This window comes from Streptomyces radicis (assembly GCF_003626575.1).
GTDB classification, from domain to species: Bacteria; Actinomycetota; Actinomycetes; order Streptomycetales; family Streptomycetaceae; genus Streptomyces; species Streptomyces radicis.
In genome coordinates this window covers 343132-360824 of sequence record NZ_RBDY01000001.1, presented here as the reverse complement: position 1 = coordinate 360824, position 17693 = coordinate 343132, and the positions used below count along the sequence as shown (strand labels likewise).

Genomic DNA, 17693 nt, shown 5'->3' with positions numbered 1-17693 from the left:
TCCCCCACGGCAGGCTCCGCACAGCGGGCTCCCCGACAGCCGGTTCCGCCCGGTGGGTCCCGCGCACCGGGCTCCGCACAGCGGGCTCCCCCACGGCGGGCTCCCCGACGGCAGGCTCCACGCACCGGCTTCCCCGACAGCCGGTTCCGCCCGGTGGGCTCCACGCAGCGGCTTCCCCGACAGCGGGCTCCCCCACGGCGGGCTCCCCCACGGCGGGCTCCCCGACGGCAGGCTCCACGCAGCGGCTTCCCCGACAGCCGGTTCCGCCCGGTGGGTTCCGCGCAGCGGGCTCCGCGACGGCGCGGAAGGTCCGGTGGCGGCCGCGCCCACACGGCGAACCCAGCGGAGCGACCTACGCGATGTGGCCCAGCGGAGCGTCCACGTTCAGGCCTTCCGACACCATGCTCGCCGCCGTGGACAGGCGGGTGGCGGCCTCCGTCGCGAGGGGGGTGTCGACGATGAACGGGATGCGGATGTAGCCCTCGAACGCGCCGTCGAGGCCGAACCTGGGGCCCGAGGCGACCCGGACGCCCAGGCGTTCGCCCGCCTCGGCGATCCGGGAGCCCGACAGCCCACCGGTGCGCACCCACAGCGTGAGGCCGCCGTTCGGGACCGCGAAGTCCCACGTGGGCAGGTGCTCGGCGAGGGCGGCGACCACCGCGGAGCGGTTCGTGCGGATCTCCGCGCGGCGCTGCTCGATCGCCTCGTCCCAGCCGCCCGACGCCAGGAGCCAGCAGAGCGCCAGCTGTTCGAACACGGGGGTGCCGAGGTCCGCCCTGGCGCGCGCGGCGACCAGGCTGCGGATCACCTCGGGGGCCGCCCTCACCCAGCCGATGCGCAGCCCTGCCCACACCGCCTTGCTCGCGGACCCCACGGTGATGACGCCCGCGCCGCCGTGGTCGAACGCTGCGACGGGCCTGGGCCGTTCCGCGGGGGCGACGTCGAGCGCGAGGTCGGCCATCGTCTCGTCGACCACGAGCACCGTGCCCGCGCCCCGGGCCGCGGCGACCAGGTCCCTGCGCCGCTCCTCGTCGGCGAGCGCGCCCGTGGGGTTCTGGAAGTCGGCCATCACATAGGCGAGGCGCGGCGACGCCTCCGTCAGCACCCGGCGCCACGCGGACAGGTCCCAGCCGCCGAGCCCCTCCCCCATCGGCACGGGGACCAGCCGCGCGCCCGCCTCGCGCATCAGCTGGAGGACGTTGGCGTAGGAGGGGTGCTCGACCGCGATGCGCTCGCCCGCCGGGGCGAACAGGCGGCAGATGGCGGCGATCGCGCCCATCGCCCCGGTGGTCACCATGATCTGCTCGGGCATCGTCGGAACGCCGAGCGTGGTGTAGCGGTCGGCGAGCGCCTCGCGCAGCGCGGGGAGCCCGGCGGGGAAGTCGCCATGGGTCCTCGCCGTGGGCGGCAACGCCTCGAGCGCGCCCTGGAACGCCCGGGTCAGCCACGGCTCGGGCGCGGGCAGCGCGGCGCAGCCCAGGTCGATGACCGAGCCGCCCGCCTCGGGCGGCAGCGGGTCGAGGCCCCGCCCCGGCAGCGGGCGCCCCGCGGGCACCGCCGTCCAACTGCCCGAGCCGCGCCGGGACTCCAGGAACCCGTCGGCCCGCAGCGCCTCGAACGCCGCGGCCACCGTGGTGCGGCTCACCGAGAGCGCCCCGGCCAGCTCGCGCTCGGCGGGCAGCCGCGCGGCGACCGGCACGCGCCCCTCGAGGACCAGCAGCCTGACCCCGTCGGCCAGGGCACGGTAGGCGGGCACGTGCGCCCCGCCCGCGGCGGGCGCCACGGCGCCGCGCGCGTCCCTCGAGCCCAGGAGCCGGGCCAGCTGACCGGCACCGACCGTTGAGGTCCACTGCGGCATGATCTCGGTCCACCTTTCGTCAATTGGCCCTGGATGAGCACCCACTCAAGGCCACAGGGTGTCATGCGTCAGGCCACTTGCGCCAGACCACCCGTGCCAGAGAGGGGTCCTCATGAACCGGCCGCACCCGCCACGCCGCCTGGCGCGCCGCCTCACGCAGCTCTACGGCGGGCTGCTGCTCTACGGGGTCAGCGCGGGCCTGATGGTGCGCGCCGGTCTCGGGCTCGACCCGTGGGACGTCTTCCACCAGGGCGTCTCCGAGCGCACCGGCGTCTCCATCGGCATGGTGGTGAACATCACGGGCCTGCTGGTGCTGCTCCTGTGGATCCCGCTCCGCCAGCGCCCCGGGCTCGGCACCGTGTCGAACGTCCTGCTCATCGGCCTCGCGATGGACGCCACCATCGCCCTCACCCCCGAGGTGACACCCCTGGCGGCGCGGGTGCCGCTCATGCTGGGCGCGGTGGTGCTCAACGGCCTGGCCACGGGCCTCTACATCGCGGCGAGCCTCGGCCCGGGACCCCGCGACGGCCTGATGACGGGGCTGCACCGGATCACGGGGCGTTCGCTGCGCCTGGTGCGCACCGGGATCGAGGTCGCGGTGCTCGCGGTGGGCATCGTGTTCGGCGGCACGGCGGGCGTGGGCACCGTGGTGTACGCGCTGACGATAGGGCCGCTGGCCCAGTTCTTCCTGCGCATGTGCGCGATCTCGGGGACGCGGACCGGAATGGATTTCGACGACCGGCGGCGGCGGGGTATTCTACGCGTTCGTTCCCGCCGGTCGGACCGTCACCCCGAGCCATCCCCCGTGGACGCCGGGTGACATCTCCTGTCAGATGTGACAAACCGGACGCCGGTGGGTACGAGAAGGGGCGGTACGACGGGCGACGCATACCTGTAACGGGAATCTTCACCGCCGACCGGACGTTGACCGGAGTGATGATGACAGCGACACCTGTCCTGTGGGCGACCAGCCCGGGAGGCACGATTCATGAGTGAGCGAGCTCTACGCGGCACGCGGCTCGTGGTGACCAGCTACGAGACGGACCGCGGCATTGACCTCGCGCCGCGTCAGGCGGTGGAGTACGCATGCCAGAACGGACATCGGTTCGAGATGCCGTTCTCGGTGGAGGCCGAGATCCCGCCGGAGTGGGAATGCAAGGTATGCGGCGCCCAAGCCCTGCTGGTGGACGGCGAGGGGCCCGAGGAGAAGAAGGGCAAGCCCGCCCGGACGCATTGGGACATGCTGATGGAGCGCCGCACCCGCGAGGAGCTGGAGGAGGTGCTGGCCGAGCGGCTGGCGGTGTTGCGTTCCGGGGCGATGAACATCGCGGTGCACCCCCGAGACAGCCGCAAGACGGCTTAGGACGCCGACTCAGGAGTCCCGACAGCGAGGGCTGGGTCACCCGTAAGTGACCCAGCCCGTTTGTATGCCCGCACACCCACGCCCCCGCGCACGCCGGAACGCCACCGGCGCGCGGGGGCTTCAGCGTCGCTCCGGGGGCGCGCCCCCGGGCTCCCCCTCGCCGCCGTCCCCGCGGCCCTCGCCGTGCGCGTCCTCGTCGTCGCGGATGACCTCGCCCTGGACCACCTTGCCGCCGGGGCGCCGCATCCGCGCCTGGTCCCGCGCGGCCCTCGCCTCCTCGAACGCCACCCCCACGGGCCCCGCGCCCCGCCTCAGATAGCGCAGCCCGGCGCCGCGGATCAGCGCGGCCGTGGGCGGGAAGACGCACAGCAGCCCGAGGGCGTCGGAGATCAGGCCCGGCGTCATCAGCAGCAGCCCGCCGAGCATCGCGAGACCGTTCCCGCCGCGGGTGGCGCGGTCGTCGCCCGGTGGGGTCCCGGTGTTCAGGGTCTGGGCGAGGCGCTGCCAGGCGCGGCGCCCGGCCTGCTTGATGACCAGGGCCCCCAGCAGGAACGCCGCCACCAGGAGCAGCAGCACGAGCCACCCGTTGGTCGCGTCCCCGATCACCAGGTAGAGCCAGATCTCAAGCAGCGCCCAGGCCGCGAACACCAGCGGCAGGAGCGCGCGCGTCCCCCGTCGTGGCCGGCGTCTGCGGTACGGGTTCGGTTCCCCGGTCGTCATGGATCAAGTGTGCCTGGAGCGGCCGGATTTCCCGAACCGGGCGGCGAGTCCCCACGCCGTCACCCGCCACAGCGCCTCCACGACGATGTCGCGGTTCATCTTGCTGTCGCCGTGCTCGCGCTCCACGAACGTGATCGGCACCTCGGCCACCCGGTGCCCGGCCTCCAGGGTGCGGTGCAGCAGGTCCACCTGGAAGCAGTACCCCTGGGAGACCACGTCGCCCAGCTCCATGCCCGCCAGGACGTGCCCGCGGAACGCCCTGAACCCGCCGGTGACGTCGCGGACCGGCATCCCGAGCACGAGCCGGGAGTAGGCGCTGCCGCCGCGGGAGATCAGCTCGCGGTACCTGGGCCAGTTGACGATGCGGCCGCCGGGGATCCAGCGGGAGCCGAGCACCAGGTCGGCGTCGCGCAGGGCGGTCAGCAGCCGGGGCAGGTCCTCGGGGCGGTGCGAGCCGTCGCCGTCCATCTCGACCAGCACGTCGTAGCCGCGCTCCAGGCCCCAGCGGAAGCCCGCCACATAGGCGGCGCCCAGGCCCTCCTTGCCCGCGCGGTGCAGCACGTGCACCCGCGCGTCGCCGTCGGCGATCTCGTCGGCGATCTTGCCGGTGCCGTCGGGGCTGTTGTCGTCGGCGACGAGGACGTCGCAGGCCGGGACGGCGAGGCGCAGCCGCCTGATGAGCGGGGTGATGTTGTCGGCCTCGTTGTAGGTGGGGATGATCACCAGGGCCCGGCCGAGCGGGCGGCGCTCGGGCCGCGTCGCCCGGCTCACACGGCCTCCTCGCTCGGGCCCCCCGGACTGGCCGCCGCCCGCCGCCTGACGCGGTCCCTGAGCCCGACGCCCGCCCAGGCCAGCAGGCCGACGGCGGCCAGCGCCCACTCGGGCGCGGCGCCGAGCCGGTCGGAGACCGTCCTGTCGTCGCGCAGCGGCAGCTCGGCGGTCAGCACGTCCTGGGTGAACTCCTCGGTGCGCTGCTCGATCGTCCCGTCGGGCGCGACGACGGCGCTGATGCCGCTCGTCGCGGCGGTGACGATGGCGCGCCCGTGCTCCACGGCCCGCAGCTTGGACATCGCGAGCTGCTGCTCGGGCTGCCCGGTGCGGCCGTAGGTGGCGTTGTTGGTCTGCACGACCAGCGCGCGGGCGCCGTCGTTGACGGTGTCGCGGACGATGCCGTCGTAGGCCACCTCGAAGCAGATGACGTCGCCGAGCCGGGCCGGGCCCACGTCGAGGACGCCGCTCTCCTCGCCGGGGTAGAAGTCGCGCGGGACCCGCTCGAGCCGGGTGATGACCGTGCTCAGCTGCTCGCGGAACGGGACGTACTCGCCGAACGGCACGGGGTGCTGCTTCGTGTACGAGTCGCCGGGGCCGGTCTCGGGGTCCCAGACGATGCCCTGGTTCTCGACGTAGCCCTCCCTGGTGGGGTGGTCCACCAGGGCGCCGACCAGGATGGGGACGCCGACGGCCTTGGCCGCCCTGTCGATCACGGCGTAGGCCTCGGGCTCGGTGTAGGGGTCGAGGTCGGAGGCGTTCTCCGGCCAGATCACCAGGTCGGGGCGCTCGGTGCGGCCCGCGTCGATGTCGTCGGCCAGCTGGAGGGTGGCCTCGACATGGTTGTTGAGGATCATCATCGGGCGGCCGAGGAAGTCCATGCCCGCCTGCTGCACGTTGCCCTGCACGACCGCGATGGAGACCGTGTCGTCCGCGTCGGTGCGCACCGGGACGGCGTATCCGGCGGCGGTGACCGCGGCGGCCAGGCCCAGCGCCCCGGCCAGCGGCGCGGCGACGGCGCGGGGCAGCGCCAGGGGCCTGGCGCGCAGCAGCGGCCACAGGCGCAGCGCGGCCCAGGCGAGCAGCGCGCCGGTCAGCGCGACGGCGAACGTGACGAGCGGCGCCCCGCCCAGCGCGGCGAGCGGCGTGTAGGGGGTGTCGGTGTTGGCGAACGCGAGGCGGCCCCACGGGAACCCGCCGAGCGGCACCCGGTCCCTGGCCCACTCCTGGGCGACCCACAGGCACGCGGCCCACAGCGGGGCGGCGGGCAGCCGGGAGGTGACGGCGAGCCCGGCGCCGAGCGGCACGAAGAACAGCGCCTCGACGAGCGAGAGGCCGACGACCGTGTCCCAGCCGATGACCTGGAGCCACTTGAGCAGGGCGACGAAGAACGGCAGCCCGAGCGCGAAGCCGAACCACGCGCCCTGCTTGGCCGTTCTGCCGTGGGTGAGGACCGAGAGCACCGCGACCGCGACGAGGGAGAGCGGCCAGATGTCGTACGGCGGGAACGCGACGGCGAGCGCGAGGCCCGCGACCGCGGCGGCGAGGGCCTGCGGCCAGGTCGCGCGGGCGGCCGCCGCGGTCCTGCGCAGACGCCCTGGGCGGCGGGCGGCCGGGGCGGGCTCGGCAGGGGGCGCGGGCGCCGCGGCGGGCGCCTCGGTCACCGGGACGACGTCCGGTGCGGGCTCGCCGGGGCGCACGTCATCGGTGTCGCTTGCCGTGGTCGTCTCGGGGCCCGATGGCACGGTCGTGGCCTCTCTGCTGAGCGGGCGATGATGAACGACCGTACCTCGTGGCGGGCGCGGAGCGACGACGCGGGGGCTGCGGATCGGGACCCGGAGCCCTTCGGTCCGACCCGGGACCCGCTGGCTGCGGGTCGACCGAAGCCGTTGTCTACTGAGCGTCCGGGCCCCGCCCCGGGTCGCACCCGCCGACCGGGCGATGCTTCCGCCCCCGTGCCGCAGGCCACTGGACCTGGCTCCCGCTGGCGGAATGCCGGGGTCGTGACACCCCGCCCTCTGGCCCAGTGGCGTTCGACGACTGCGCGGAGGAGCGCCGGCCGGACGTCCTGTGGTGGACCCGGCCGAACCTACCCTTCGACGGCGGGCGGCTGTCAACAGTTGTCTGACCTGCCTCTTTCCGCCAAAAGGCCAGGTCAGTGCCGCGCGGGGCCGCTCGTTCGACAGGCTGAGCGCACATCGTTCGGCGGTATGGCCCGCGGGGCAATCACTCGTTCGGCCGGTCGTACACCGTACGACCGGCGACCACGGTGCGCAGGCACGTGGGGAGCGGGGCGCCGGGGGTGAGGTCGGGCAGCCCCGGGGTGCCCGAGCGGGGGTCGGTGGACCAGCGGGCGACGCGGTCGTCGGGCGCCTGGACGACCAGCGCCCCGGCGTGCCAGACGGCGTAGTCGGCCGGGGCGCCGGGGACGAGGACGCCCGCGTCGTCGCGCCCGACGGCGCGCCAGCCGCCGCGGGTGTGGGCGGTGAAGGCGGCGCGCGCGGAGACGCGGTGCTCGACGGTGCGGTGGAACGCCGCCGCCCGCAGCGCCTCCCACGGGCCGAGCGGGGTGACGGGGGCGTCGGAGCCGAAGGCCAGGGGGACGCCGGCGCGCAGGAGTGCGGCGAACGGGTTGAGCGCCCCGGCCCGTTCGGCGCCGAGCCGCCGGGCGTACATGCCGTCGGGGCCGCCCCACGCGGCGTCGAACATCGGCTGCACGGACGCGGTCAGGCCATGGGCGGCGAAGGCGGCGATGGTCTCGGGGGTGAGCAGCTCGGCGTGCTCGACGCGGTGGCGCAGGGCGCGCACGCGGTCGGCGCCGAGCCGTTCGGCCGCGGCGGCGAAGCCGTCGGTGACGGCGGTCAGCGCGGCGTCGCCGATGGCGTGGAACCCGGCCTGGAGCCCGGCCTCGGTGCAGGCGGCGACGTGCGCGGCGACGTCGTCGGCGGTCAGGTGCGCGACGCCCGTGTCCTCGGTGCCGAGGTAGGGCCTGTGCAGATGGGCGGTGCGGGAGCCGAGCGAGCCGTCGGCGAAGAGGTCGCCCCCGGCGCCGACCGCGCCCAGCTCGCGAACGCGCCGCGCCTCCTTCGCGGTGGTGACGAGTTCGCCCCAGTAGCCGAAGACGCGCGGGCCCGGCTCCTCTTCGGCCAGGGCGAGCAGCGCGGTCAGGTCGTCCTCGCTCGAGATGTCGGGCCCCGCGCACTCGTGGACGGCGCCGATGCCGAGCGAGGCGGCGCGGGCGAGCGCGGCACGCTGGGCCGCTGACCGCTGGGCGGGGGTGAGAGCGGCGTCGGCGGCGTGCCTGACGGCGTGGTGGGCGTCCCCCGTGAGCGGCCCCTCGGGGTGGAATCCGGGCCGGTCGGCGACGCCGGGGACCAGGTCGAGCAGGGCCGTGGTGGCCAGCGCGGAGTGGGCGTCGACGCGCGCGAGGTAGACGGGGCGGCCGCCCGCCGCGGCGTCGAGCTCGGCCCGGGTCGGCGGGTGCGCCTCCGGCCAGTCGGTGGTGTCCCAGCCATGGCCGATGACGGTGGCGCCGCCCGGGAGCGGCGCGGTGTGGGCGGCGACGCGGGCGAGGACGTCGCCCGCCGAACGGGATCCGGCGAGGTCGAGTCCCGTCAGCGCGAGGCCCGTCGCGGTGGTGTGCACATGCGCGTCCGTGAACGCGGGGGTGACGAGGGCGCCTTCGAGGTCGACGACCTCGTCGGCGGACGCGGCGAGCGCGTCGGCGGCCGACTCGGAGCCGACCCAGGCGACGCGGTCGCCGGTGACGGCCATGGCGGTGGCGAACGGGTCGGCGGGGCTGTGGACCTCGCCGCGGCGCAGCAGGACGGTGCGGGACGGCTCGCCTGGGGCGCGTTCGCCGGGGGTGGTGCGTGCGGTCATGGCCCCATCCTTACGCGCCCGCGCCGCCGCTCAGACCCGGGGCGGCCTGGCCTCGTACGGCGTGGAGAGCACGACGGTGGTGCGGGTGGAGACCCCCGCCAGGCTCCTGATGCGGCTGAGCAGGTGCTCGAGCTCGGCGGGGGTGGCGACGCGGACCTTGAGGATGTAGTTCTCGTCGCCCGCCACGCTGTGGCACGCCTCGATCTCGGGAACGCCCGCGAGCCGGTCGGCGATGTCGTCGGGGGCGCTGGGGTCGAACGGCTTGACGGAGATGAACGCGGTCAACGGCAGCCCCACCGCCTCGGGGGCGACGATCGCGGCGTATCCCCTGATGATGCCGCGCTGTTCGAGGCGGCGTACGCGCTGGTGCACCGCCGACGTGGAAAGGCCGGTGGCCCTGCCCAGGTCGGTGTAGCTCATCCGCCCGTCCGTGACGAGCAGTTCCACGATGCGCCGGTCCAATTCCTCCACGCCTCCGTAACCTACCCGGAACGGCGGCGCCACGGCGCGCCCACCGGCGCGGAGGGGACAGCGCACGCCCTGGCAATGCTTATGTGACGAACGACACAAACGCGTGTCCGCGTCCGTTTCCCCTTCACGATTATTCGCTGATCGCGGCGGGCATTGCTTGCTGTGGCCAACGCCTTTGTGCCGTCCAAGGGGGATGCTCATGCGCACTGCGAAGCCACTCAAGCGTGCCGAACCCAACGCCTTCGCCGCGGAGTTCGACATCGAGATCGCCGATCCCGCCGATGACGAGGGCGACGCGGACCCGGTCAGGGTCGTGTGCTCCGACTGCGCGCGGCCGATCGCCCTCGTCGGCTCGGGCGAGCAGATCCCGGAGCACGCCCTCTGCCCGACCCCGTGGAACCCCTTCGGGCTGACCCTGTGCCCCGGCTCGGGCCGGGCCGTGTCGGGCGACGGGGCCGCGGTGGCCCCCGAGGCGCCCACGGGCGGGGACACCACGGCGCTCGTGGCCCTGCCCGAGAGCCTGGACTGGCGGCTCCAGCCCTTCTCGCACGCCGTGGTGGCCTCCGCCGGGATGCGCCAGGCGGCCTGAGCCCGCCCCGTTACGAGGCGCCCACCAGGTGGCGGGCGATGACCGCCCGCTGGATCTGGTTGGTCCCCTCGACGATCTGGAGGACCTTCGCCTCCCGCAGATACCGCTCGGCAGGGAAGTCGGCCGTGTAGCCGTAGCCGCCGAGCGCCTGCACCGCGTCGATGGTGACCCGCATCGCGGTGTCCGTGCAGAACAGCTTGGCCATCGCGGCCTGTGAGGAGTACGGCCTGCCCGCGTCGCGCAGCCGGGCGGCGGCCAGGTAGAGGGAGCGCCCGGCCTCGATCTGGGTCGCCATGTCGGCCAGCATGAAGCGAAGCCCCTGGAAGTCGGCGACGCGGCGGCCGAACTGCTCGCGCCCCGTGGTGAACGCCAGCGCCTCGTCGAGCGCCGCCTGAGCCACGCCGACGGCGCACGCCGCCATGCCGAGGCGGCCCGCGTCGAGCGCGGCCATGGCGATGCGGAAGCCGCGGCCCTCCTCGCCGACGCGGCGCGCGTCGGGGACGCGCACCCCGTCGAAGTGCAGCTGGGTGGTGGGCGATCCGGCCATGCCCATCTTCCGCTCGGGGACCGCGGCGTCGAGCCCTGGGGCGTCGCCCGGCACGAGGAACGCCGTGATGCCGTCGGGCCCTTCGTCCCCGGTGCGGGCCAGCACGGTGCAGAAGTCGGCGATGCCGCCGTGGGTGATCCACGCCTTGGTGCCGCTGATGACCCAGTCGCCGCCGTCCCGTTCGGCGCGCGTGCGCAGCGAGGCGGCGTCGGATCCCGAGCCGGGCTCGGACAGGCAGTAGGCGCCGAGCAGGCCGCCGCTCAGCATGGCGGGCAGGTGCTCGGCGCGCTGCTCCTTGGTCCCGAACTCGGCCAGGGCGTGGCACGCGAGGGTGTGCACGCTGACGCCGAGGCCCACGGTGAGCCGCGCCGCGGCCAGCTCCTCGAGGACCTGGAGGTAGATCTCGTACGGCTGGTCGCCGCCGCCGTACTCCTCGGGGTAGGGCAGCGACAGCAGTCCGGCCGCGGAGAGCCGGGCGAAGAGGGCGCGGGGGAAGACGCCCGCCTCCTCCTCCGCCGCGGCGGAGGGGCGGACCTCGCGGCGGATCAGGTCGCGCACCAGGACGAGCAGGTCGCGGGCCTCGGGGGTGGGCAGCTGGCGCGGCACGGGTCGGGGGTCGTCAAGGGTCGTCATCGCGTTTCCTCCCTGGGGTGGGCGGCAGGTCACACGTCGGGCCGCCGGATCGCGGCGGCCCGTGGGTGCGTCGAAGGGGTCGAAAGGATCGGTCGAACGGGTCAGGAGCCGCAGCCCGGGTCGTCGGCGGGCACCGCGAGCGGGCTGCCTTCCTGGGTGAGGTACGTCGCGTACAGAACGACCGGCTCCGTGCCGAGGTTACGGCCGATGTGGACGTGCGCGGCGCCCGGGGGCTCGACCACGGTGTCGCCGCGCGTCGAGACCTCGACCGAGCAGTCGTCGAGCGTCCGGGTGAGGGTGCCCGAGGCGACGAGGGCGATCAACGGGCCCGGGTGGTGGTGCCACCCGGTGTCCTCGCCCGGGGCCAGGGTGACCACGCGCGGGGTGATCACGAAACCGCCGCCCCGAGGCGGCGTCGGGGTCTGTGGGGAGAGCGGGGCCAGCGCTCCCGCGCCGAGCGCGGCCAGGCCGAGGGCGAGGGCCCGGCCGCGTCGGCGGCCCATGTCAGCGGATCCCGACGGCGGCCAGCGCCGTGCGCTGCCGGTGGGTGAGGTCGGTCGGGAAGTACAGGTAGCAGACGCCGCCGGTGCCGCCGCTGACGCCGCCGCTCTCGTTGTACCGCCGCGTGCGCAGCCAGATGTTCTCGAACTGCCGCCGCGGGTAGACGCGTCGGACCTCGGCGTTGCTGTCGCTCGCCGGGTCGTTGGCGATGACGTCGCCGTCCTCGGTGAAGCCGACGACGGTCATCAGGTGCCCGGCCGTGCCGTATCCGGCGCCGTCGAGCTCGGCCTCGTAGAAGGACTGCGACGTGATGAGCGGGATGCCCGCGGCGACCAGGCGCTCGGCGTCGGTGAGGCTGGCGATGCGGGTGACCACCGCCTGGAGCCCGGGGTAGGTGGCGGCGTAGGCGGCGTTGAACGGCCAGTTGCCGCAGCCGTCGTACTGGTAGTCGAACGTGTACCGCGCGGCGTGGCACACCTGCGGGTCGTCGAAGGCGGGGTCGACCCACTCCAGCTGCTCGGGGGTGGGGGCGCGGCCCCAGGACTCGATGATCATCTGCGAGGAGGTGGGGCTGCACCACGCCTCGCCGCCGTTGTCGTACTCGGGGTAGCGGCCGATGTGGACGTTCTGCGAGTAGGGCGGGGCGTCGATCTCGACGCCCGCGGCCTGGCCAGGCCCGGTCGCCGGGACCTCGAAGCGGGCCGGCACGTCGGACGTCATCGCGCCGAGGCGCCACACGGTGGGCGAGGCGTCGGCGCCGGGGGCGCGGTGCAGGGTGAGCCTGAGCTGGTAGGTGGCCAGGCGGGGGCCCGCGTCGGTGTCGTCGATGGAGAACGTGTCGGTCCAGATCGTGCTCTTGCCGTCCGACTGGTCGTCCACCGAGGTGCGGCGGATGTCGCCGTCGCCCGATGCCCAGACGCCCATGGTGTACCAGGGGGTGTGGGAGCCGTCGGTGTAGACGCCGAACAGCTCGATGCGCACCCATGTGCCCGCGGGGGTGTCGGCGTTCCACGAGGCGATCAACTCGCTGGCCGGGGTGGCCGCTTCGCGGGTCGGGGAGAGCCACGTGGCGTACTCCCACGACGCGGTGGTGCCGGTGTGCGGGTCGGCGTAGGAGACCGTGCCGACCGGCGTGCCGATGGTCACCCCTGGGCGGTCGCCCCTCACCACGGCGGTGCCGTCGCCGTGGCCCGCGCGCCAGTCGGCGGCGGTGGTCCAGGCGACGTTGTGGATGGTGGACGCGGTGGGGCGCGGGCGGTGGCGGGCCGCGGCGCCCCCGCCGCCGCCCTCGGCGGACGCGGCCGGGGCGGAGAAGGAGGCGGATGAGCCGACGGCCGCGGCGACGGCGGCGGCGAGAACGGTGCGGCGGGGCGGCGTGGTCACGGTGATCGTCTCCCGGTCGTTTCCGGCGTTCGCCGGGTGGGGGCGGGCGGAGAGCGCGGGCAGCACCACTATCGCGGGTCGGTCAGCTGACGACCAGTAAGCGACCGGGAACGCGCGGAAGCAATATTGGTGTCGACCAGTGACGATGCCGAACCGACGTTAGGCTGATCGCGATGATCGCCGCCCCAGACGACGGACTCGCCGGACTCCCGGAAAGGGTGCGTGCGCTCCCGCCCTCGTGCGGCGCGGCGCGTCTCGTGGGGATCGACGGGCACGCCGGGTCAGGCAAGTCGACGCTGGCCGACCGGCTGTCGGCGGCGCTCGGGGGCGCCCCCGTGGTGCGCCTCGACGACTTCGCGAGCCATGCGTCGTTCTTCGGGTGGACCGAGCCGCTGACGCGTCAGGTGCTGCGCCCGCTGGCGGCCGGGCGGACCGCGCGGTACCTGGCGTACGACTGGGAGCGGGGCGCGTTCACCGGCGCGCGGACGCTCGATCCCGCGCCCGTTGTGCTGTTGGAGGGCGTCGGTGCGGGACGGCGTGCGCTGCGCCCGTGGCTCGCGCTGCTGATCTGGCTCGACGTCCCGGCGCCGATCGCCTGGAAACGCGGGCGGCACAGGGACGGACCCGGGCTCGGGGGCTTCTGGGACCGCTGGGAGGCGGCCGAGTCCGCGCACTTCGTGAAAGATCCGTCGAGGCCCTTTGCGGATATCCTGATGGTATCGAGGGGCGGTCATCACCATGTCTGCTAGTGCGGACCCCCTCGTGCAGGGGGCAGACAGCGGAAGCCCGTTGTGGGGGTCGTCATGAATTCTGGCGCTCATGTCCGGTCCGGTCACCATCGTCCCGAGACGGGCGCCGATCTGGCGTGGCTGCGCGGGGTGGACGCCTACACGGCCGCGGCCTACCCGGAGGCGGAGGAGGAGTTCCGCGCGGCGGTGCGCGAGGACCCCGGCATGGCGGACGCCTGGCTCGGGCTGCACGCGCTGCGCACGGACGTCCCCGCGGCGCTGCGGCACATGTACCGCAACCGCGCCAGGTTCGGCGAGCAACGCACCAGGCACGGGCGCCCGTTGAGCTCCTGGTACTGGCTCGGCTGGTGGGTGCAGCCGGTGTTGGAGACCCCGCGCGACCTGCTGCTCGCGCACGCGTCCCAGCTGCTCGACGGGCGGCGCATGCCGGAGCTCGACCGGGCGCTCGCGGAGTGCCCCGCGCCCGAGTCGGACCCGTACGCCCGCTTCCTGCACGCGTGCCGGTGCTATCTGTCGAAGGACTGGGAGGGGCTCTACCGGTTCACTGCGTCGCTCACCGGCGATCCCCATCTGGGCGTGGAGGCGGGCCTGTTCGCCGGGATGGCGCGGGTGCGGCTCGACATGTTCGACCAAGCCGAGCCGCTGCTGACGGCGGCGCTCATGCGGTGCCGCAGCGAGCAGCCGCAGCGCAAGGAGCTGCGGTACTGGCTCGCGCGCGCCCGTGAGGGCAGCGGGCGCAGCGCGGCGGCGATCCCGCTGTACCGTGCGGTGCACCATGTGGACCCGGAGTTCATGGACACGGCGGTGCGGCTGACGGCGCTGGCCTCGGAGGACCCCGAGGCCGGGCATGTGATGGACCACAGGGACGGCACGGAGGCGGACTTCGGGGCCGCGGACGAGGCGGCTGGGGTGCCGTTCACCGGCGGGTCAGGCGGGCCCGGCGGGCGCAGGGTCCCCTCCCCCGCCGCCCCGGCGGCGCCCGCGGCGCCCGCCGCGGCCGGGCACGGCCTCTCGCCGCGGCTGGCGCGGACGCTGCCGCCCGCGCCCGACCCCGAGTTGCTCGCGCGCACGCTCGCCGAGCTGGAGCGCATGGTGGGCCTCGACCCGGTGAAGGAGCAGGTGCGGGCGATGTCCGCGCAGCTGCGGATGGCGCGGCTGCGCTCGGGCCAGGGCCTTCCGGTGCAGCCGCCGAAGCGGCACTTCGTCTTCTCGGGGCCATCGGGCACGGGCAAGACGACGGTGGCGCGGATCCTGGGGCGGGTCTTCCACGCGCTCGGCGTGCTCAGCCACGACCGGCTGGTGGAGGCCCAACGCGCCGATCTCGTCGGGGAGTTCCTGGGGCAGACGGCCGTGAAGGCGAACCGCCTGATCGACTCGGCGCTCGGCGGGGTGCTGTTCATCGACGAGGCGTACAGCCTGGTCCACACCGGCTACAGCAAGGGCGACGCGTACGGGGACGAGGCGTTGCAGGTGCTGCTCAAGCGCGCGGAGGACAGCAGGGAGCACCTGGTGGTCATCCTGGCCGGGTATCCGGCGGGCATGGACCGGCTGCTCGCCGCCAATCCGGGGCTCAGCTCGCGTTTCTCGGCGCGCGTGGAGTTCCCGAGCTACCAGCCGGGCGAGCTGACGGCGATCGGCGAGCTGCTCGCCGCCGAGCACGGCGACGCGTGGGACGCCGAGGCGCTCGATGAGCTGCGCAGCATCGGGGAGCACGTCGTGGCGGAGGGCTGGATCGACGAGCTGGGGAACGGCCGTTTCCTGCGCACGCTCTACGAGTCGAGCTGCGCGTTCAGGGACATGCGGCTCTCGGAGGCGGCGGCGGCGCCCACGCGGCAGGAGCTGGCGACGCTGCGGCTGCCCGACCTGATGCAGGCGTACGGCGAGGTGCTCGCGGGCCGGGGGCGCCCGCGCGAGGACGACGAGCTGCCGCCCCTGGCGTGACCCCCTGGCCTGCTGGGGGCATCGAACGGTCAGGGCGCGTTCGTGCCCAGCGTCTCGGCGAGGGCGCGCAGCGTGCGGGCGTCGGCGAGGGCGCGGGAGCGGGCGACGCCGGGCTGGATGGCCATCACCGGCTGCACGGTGCCGTCGGCGAGGTCGAGCGTCACCCAGGGGTCGCCGGGGCGCAGGGTGACGCGGACGACCTCGGGCCAGGCGAGGCGGCGGGTGGTCGTGAGGTTGATCACGGTCAGCCCTTCGCGGTCGGCCGTCACCTTGGGGCGGCTGAGCAGCGCCAGCATGCCCCAGGCGAGCAGCCCGCTCGCCGCGACCGCGGCGCGTTCGCCCAGGCTCCAGCTGACCGCGCCGCCCGCGGGGAGGAGGGCGGCGATCAGCGTGAGCACGGCGAACACGGCCGCGCCGATGGACATCAGCACCACCCGCGTGACCATCGGGCGGATGGTCAGCGGGAGCGCCGCGACGGGGTCGGCGGGGGCGGGGGCCGCGGGGGCGGTCACAGGCGGGCCGCGTGGATGCCGGTGGTCAGGATGGCGCGGGCGCCGAGGTCGTAGAGCTCGTCCATGATGCGCTGGGCGTCCTGGACGGGGACCATCGAGCGGACGGCGACCCAGCCCTTGTCGTGCAGCGAGGAGACGGTGGGCGACTCGAGGCCCGGGGTGAGGGCCACGGCCTTGTCGACCAGCTCGGAGCGGATGTCGTAGTCCATCATCACGTAGCGCCGCGCGACCAGGACGCCCTGGAGGCGGCGGAGGAACTGCCGCACCTTGGCCTCCTGCGCGCTGTCGCCCGGGCGGCGGATGACGACGGCCTCGGACTCCAGGATGGGCTCGCCGATGATCTCGAGCCCGGCGTTCCGCAGGGTGGTGCCGGTCTCCACGACGTCGGCGATAACCTCGGCGACGCCCAGCTGGATCGCGGTCTCGACGGCCCCGTCCAGGTGGACGACGGCCGCGTCGACGCCGTGGTCGGCCAGGTGCTTGGTGACGATCCCGGCGAACGACGTGGCGACGGTCAGCCCGCCGAACCCGCCGACGCCGGTGACCGAGCCGGGGCGCGTGGCGTACCGGAGCGTGGAGGCCGCGAAGCCAAGACGCATGATCTCCTCGGCGTGGGCCCCCGAGTCGAGCAGCAGGTCGCGGCCCGTGATGCCGATGTCGAGGCGGCCGGAGCCGACGTAGACGGCGATGTCGCGGGGGCGCAGGTAGAAGAACTCGACCTGGTTGTCCGCGTCGATCAGGACCAGCTCGCGACGGTCCTTCCGCTGCCGGTAGCCGGCCTCATGGAGCATCGCCGCCGCAGGCTCGGAGAGAGAACCCTTGTTGGGAACGGCGATGCGCAGCATGGCTCCAGCTTTCTCGTCGGGCGCACCGGTGCCTGGGGCCTTCCGGGTGCGGGCTGTCCGGGTCAGAGGTGAGCGTATACGTCGTCGAGGGAGATGCCGCGCGCGACCATCATCACCTGAAGGTGGTACAGCAGCTGCGAGATCTCCTCGGCGGTGCGGTCGGCGCCCTCGTGCTCGGCCGCCATCCACACCTCCGCGGCCTCCTCGACGACCTTCTTGCCGATGGCGTGGACCCCCGAGGCCACCAGCTCCGCGGTCCTTGACGTGCGGGGGTCGCCGGTGGCGGCCTTGTGCTCGAGCTCGGCGAACAGCTCGTCGAATGTCTTGTTGGCCATGGTCCTCTTACCCTACGGCCTGACCGGGAGGGCTCAGCGCGCGGGCCCTGGGACCTCGCGCAGCACGGCCGCGGTGGCCACGGCCGCGGTGACCGCCTCGTGGCCCTTGTCCTCCGCGGACCCGGGGAGCCCGGCGCGGTCGATGGCCTGCTCCTCGGTGTCGCAGGTCAGCACGCCGAAGCCGACGGGAACGCCGGTGTCGACGCTGACCTGGGTGAGGCCCTGGGTGACGCCCTGGCAGACGTAGTCGAAGTGCGGGGTGCCGCCGCGGATGACGACGCCGAGGGCGACGACGGCGTCGTAGCCGCGGGTGGCCAGGGCGCGGGCGGCGACGGGCAGTTCGAAGCTGCCGGGGACGCGGACGACGGTGGGCTCGGGGATGTTCAGCTCGACGAGGGCGCGCTGGGCGCCGTCGATGAGGCCGTCCATCACCGTGCCGTGCCACTGGGCGGCGACGATCGCGACCCTGAGGTCGGCGCCGTCGGTCACGCGCAGTTCGGGAGCGCCGTTGCCGCTCACTCGTTCTCCTTCATGGGTGTGGGGTGGTGCTTCACGGGGTGGTGCTTCACGGGGTGGTGCGTCGGCCCGCCGGAGCG

At 74.5% G+C, this 17693-nt stretch carries 18 protein-coding genes; 5 read left to right on the top strand and 13 right to left on the bottom strand.

Annotated elements, in window-relative coordinates; all coding sequences use genetic code 11:
- Nucleotides 1-352 precede the first annotated feature (352 nt).
- Nucleotides 353-1858: a MocR-like transcription factor YczR gene (gene yczR, locus D7318_RS01670; RefSeq protein WP_120694990.1), complete on the bottom strand. Its 1506-nt coding sequence runs from the start codon at nt 1856-1858 to the stop codon at nt 353-355.
- Between the two features lie 112 nt (nt 1859-1970).
- Between yczR and yczE the strand changes: the two genes are divergently transcribed.
- Together yczE and D7318_RS01660 are read left to right on the top strand one after the other, a co-directional pair.
- Nucleotides 1971-2678, top strand: a complete 708-nt coding sequence (yczE, locus tag D7318_RS01665; protein ID WP_120694989.1) for a membrane protein YczE — start codon at nt 1971-1973, stop codon at nt 2676-2678.
- Between the two features lie 168 nt (nt 2679-2846).
- Complete coding sequence (locus tag D7318_RS01660; protein WP_059008394.1) at nt 2847-3221, top strand: RNA polymerase-binding protein RbpA; 375 nt, start codon at nt 2847-2849, stop codon at nt 3219-3221.
- 120 nt (nt 3222-3341) lie between these two features.
- On the opposite strand, the gene fxsA is transcribed toward D7318_RS01660, so the two are convergent.
- From fxsA to D7318_RS01635, 5 genes are all read right to left on the bottom strand, one after another.
- On the bottom strand, nt 3342-3941 hold the full coding sequence (fxsA, locus tag D7318_RS01655) for an FxsA family membrane protein (RefSeq protein WP_120694988.1): 600 nt from the start codon (nt 3939-3941) through the stop codon (nt 3342-3344).
- Nucleotides 3942-3944: 3 nt separating this feature from the next.
- Nucleotides 3945-4712, bottom strand: a complete 768-nt coding sequence (locus D7318_RS01650) for a polyprenol monophosphomannose synthase (protein WP_230423242.1) — start codon at nt 4710-4712, stop codon at nt 3945-3947.
- Nucleotides 4709-6454 (bottom strand): apolipoprotein N-acyltransferase, encoded by a 1746-nt coding sequence (lnt, locus tag D7318_RS01645; protein ID WP_408055431.1) that lies wholly within the window; start codon nt 6452-6454, stop codon nt 4709-4711. Before lnt ends, D7318_RS01650 begins: the two co-directional genes overlap by 4 nt.
- Nucleotides 6455-6935: 481 nt before the next feature.
- Nucleotides 6936-8591, bottom strand: a complete 1656-nt coding sequence (locus D7318_RS01640) for an amidohydrolase (protein ID WP_120694986.1) — start codon at nt 8589-8591, stop codon at nt 6936-6938.
- Between the two features lie 30 nt (nt 8592-8621).
- Nucleotides 8622-9062, bottom strand: coding sequence for an Lrp/AsnC family transcriptional regulator (locus tag D7318_RS01635; protein WP_120694985.1), 441 nt, complete (start codon nt 9060-9062; stop codon nt 8622-8624).
- 199 nt (nt 9063-9261) lie between these two features.
- On the opposite strand from D7318_RS01635, the gene D7318_RS01630 reads away from it, so the two are divergent.
- Nucleotides 9262-9651, top strand: coding sequence for a hypothetical protein (locus tag D7318_RS01630; RefSeq protein ID WP_230423240.1), 390 nt, complete (start codon nt 9262-9264; stop codon nt 9649-9651).
- 10 nt (nt 9652-9661) lie between these two features.
- Here D7318_RS01630 and D7318_RS01625 read toward each other — a convergent pair whose 3' ends face one another.
- The 3 genes from D7318_RS01625 to D7318_RS01615 all read right to left on the bottom strand — a co-directional run bounded on the left by D7318_RS01625 (nt 9662) and on the right by D7318_RS01615 (nt 12721).
- Complete coding sequence (locus tag D7318_RS01625; RefSeq protein ID WP_120694983.1) at nt 9662-10831, bottom strand: acyl-CoA dehydrogenase family protein; 1170 nt, start codon at nt 10829-10831, stop codon at nt 9662-9664.
- A 101-nt stretch (nt 10832-10932) separates the two neighbouring features.
- Complete coding sequence (locus D7318_RS01620; RefSeq protein ID WP_120694982.1) at nt 10933-11334, bottom strand: cupin domain-containing protein; 402 nt, start codon at nt 11332-11334, stop codon at nt 10933-10935.
- Between the two features lies 1 nt (nt 11335).
- Nucleotides 11336-12721 (bottom strand): peptidase C39 family protein, encoded by a 1386-nt coding sequence (locus D7318_RS01615; RefSeq protein ID WP_120695218.1) that lies wholly within the window; start codon nt 12719-12721, stop codon nt 11336-11338.
- Between the two features lie 167 nt (nt 12722-12888).
- Between D7318_RS01615 and D7318_RS01610 the strand changes: the two genes are divergently transcribed.
- Together D7318_RS01610 and D7318_RS01605 are read left to right on the top strand one after the other, a co-directional pair.
- Nucleotides 12889-13464 carry a uridine kinase family protein gene (locus D7318_RS01610; RefSeq protein ID WP_120694981.1) on the top strand — a complete coding sequence of 192 codons (576 nt, stop codon included), beginning with the start codon at nt 12889-12891 and terminating at the stop codon, nt 13462-13464.
- A 54-nt stretch (nt 13465-13518) separates the two neighbouring features.
- On the top strand, nt 13519-15405 hold the full coding sequence (locus tag D7318_RS01605) for an AAA family ATPase (RefSeq protein ID WP_120695217.1): 1887 nt from the start codon (nt 13519-13521) through the stop codon (nt 15403-15405).
- A gap of 29 nt (nt 15406-15434) precedes the next feature.
- Here the strand turns inward: D7318_RS01605 and D7318_RS01600 are convergent, their stop codons facing one another.
- The 4 genes from D7318_RS01600 to ribH form a co-directional block, all read right to left on the bottom strand.
- Nucleotides 15435-15917 (bottom strand): PH domain-containing protein, encoded by a 483-nt coding sequence (locus D7318_RS01600; RefSeq protein WP_120694980.1) that lies wholly within the window; start codon nt 15915-15917, stop codon nt 15435-15437.
- A complete protein-coding gene (hisG, locus tag D7318_RS01595) occupies nt 15914-16762 on the bottom strand; it encodes an ATP phosphoribosyltransferase (protein WP_120694979.1) in 849 nt (282 codons plus the stop codon). Before hisG ends, D7318_RS01600 begins: the two co-directional genes overlap by 4 nt.
- 62 nt (nt 16763-16824) lie before the next feature.
- On the bottom strand, nt 16825-17097 hold the full coding sequence (locus D7318_RS01590; protein WP_120694978.1) for a phosphoribosyl-ATP diphosphatase: 273 nt from the start codon (nt 17095-17097) through the stop codon (nt 16825-16827).
- Nucleotides 17098-17130: 33 nt separating this feature from the next.
- Nucleotides 17131-17616: a 6,7-dimethyl-8-ribityllumazine synthase gene (ribH, locus tag D7318_RS01585; RefSeq protein WP_120694977.1), complete on the bottom strand. Its 486-nt coding sequence runs from the start codon at nt 17614-17616 to the stop codon at nt 17131-17133.
- Nucleotides 17617-17693 lie beyond the last annotated feature (77 nt).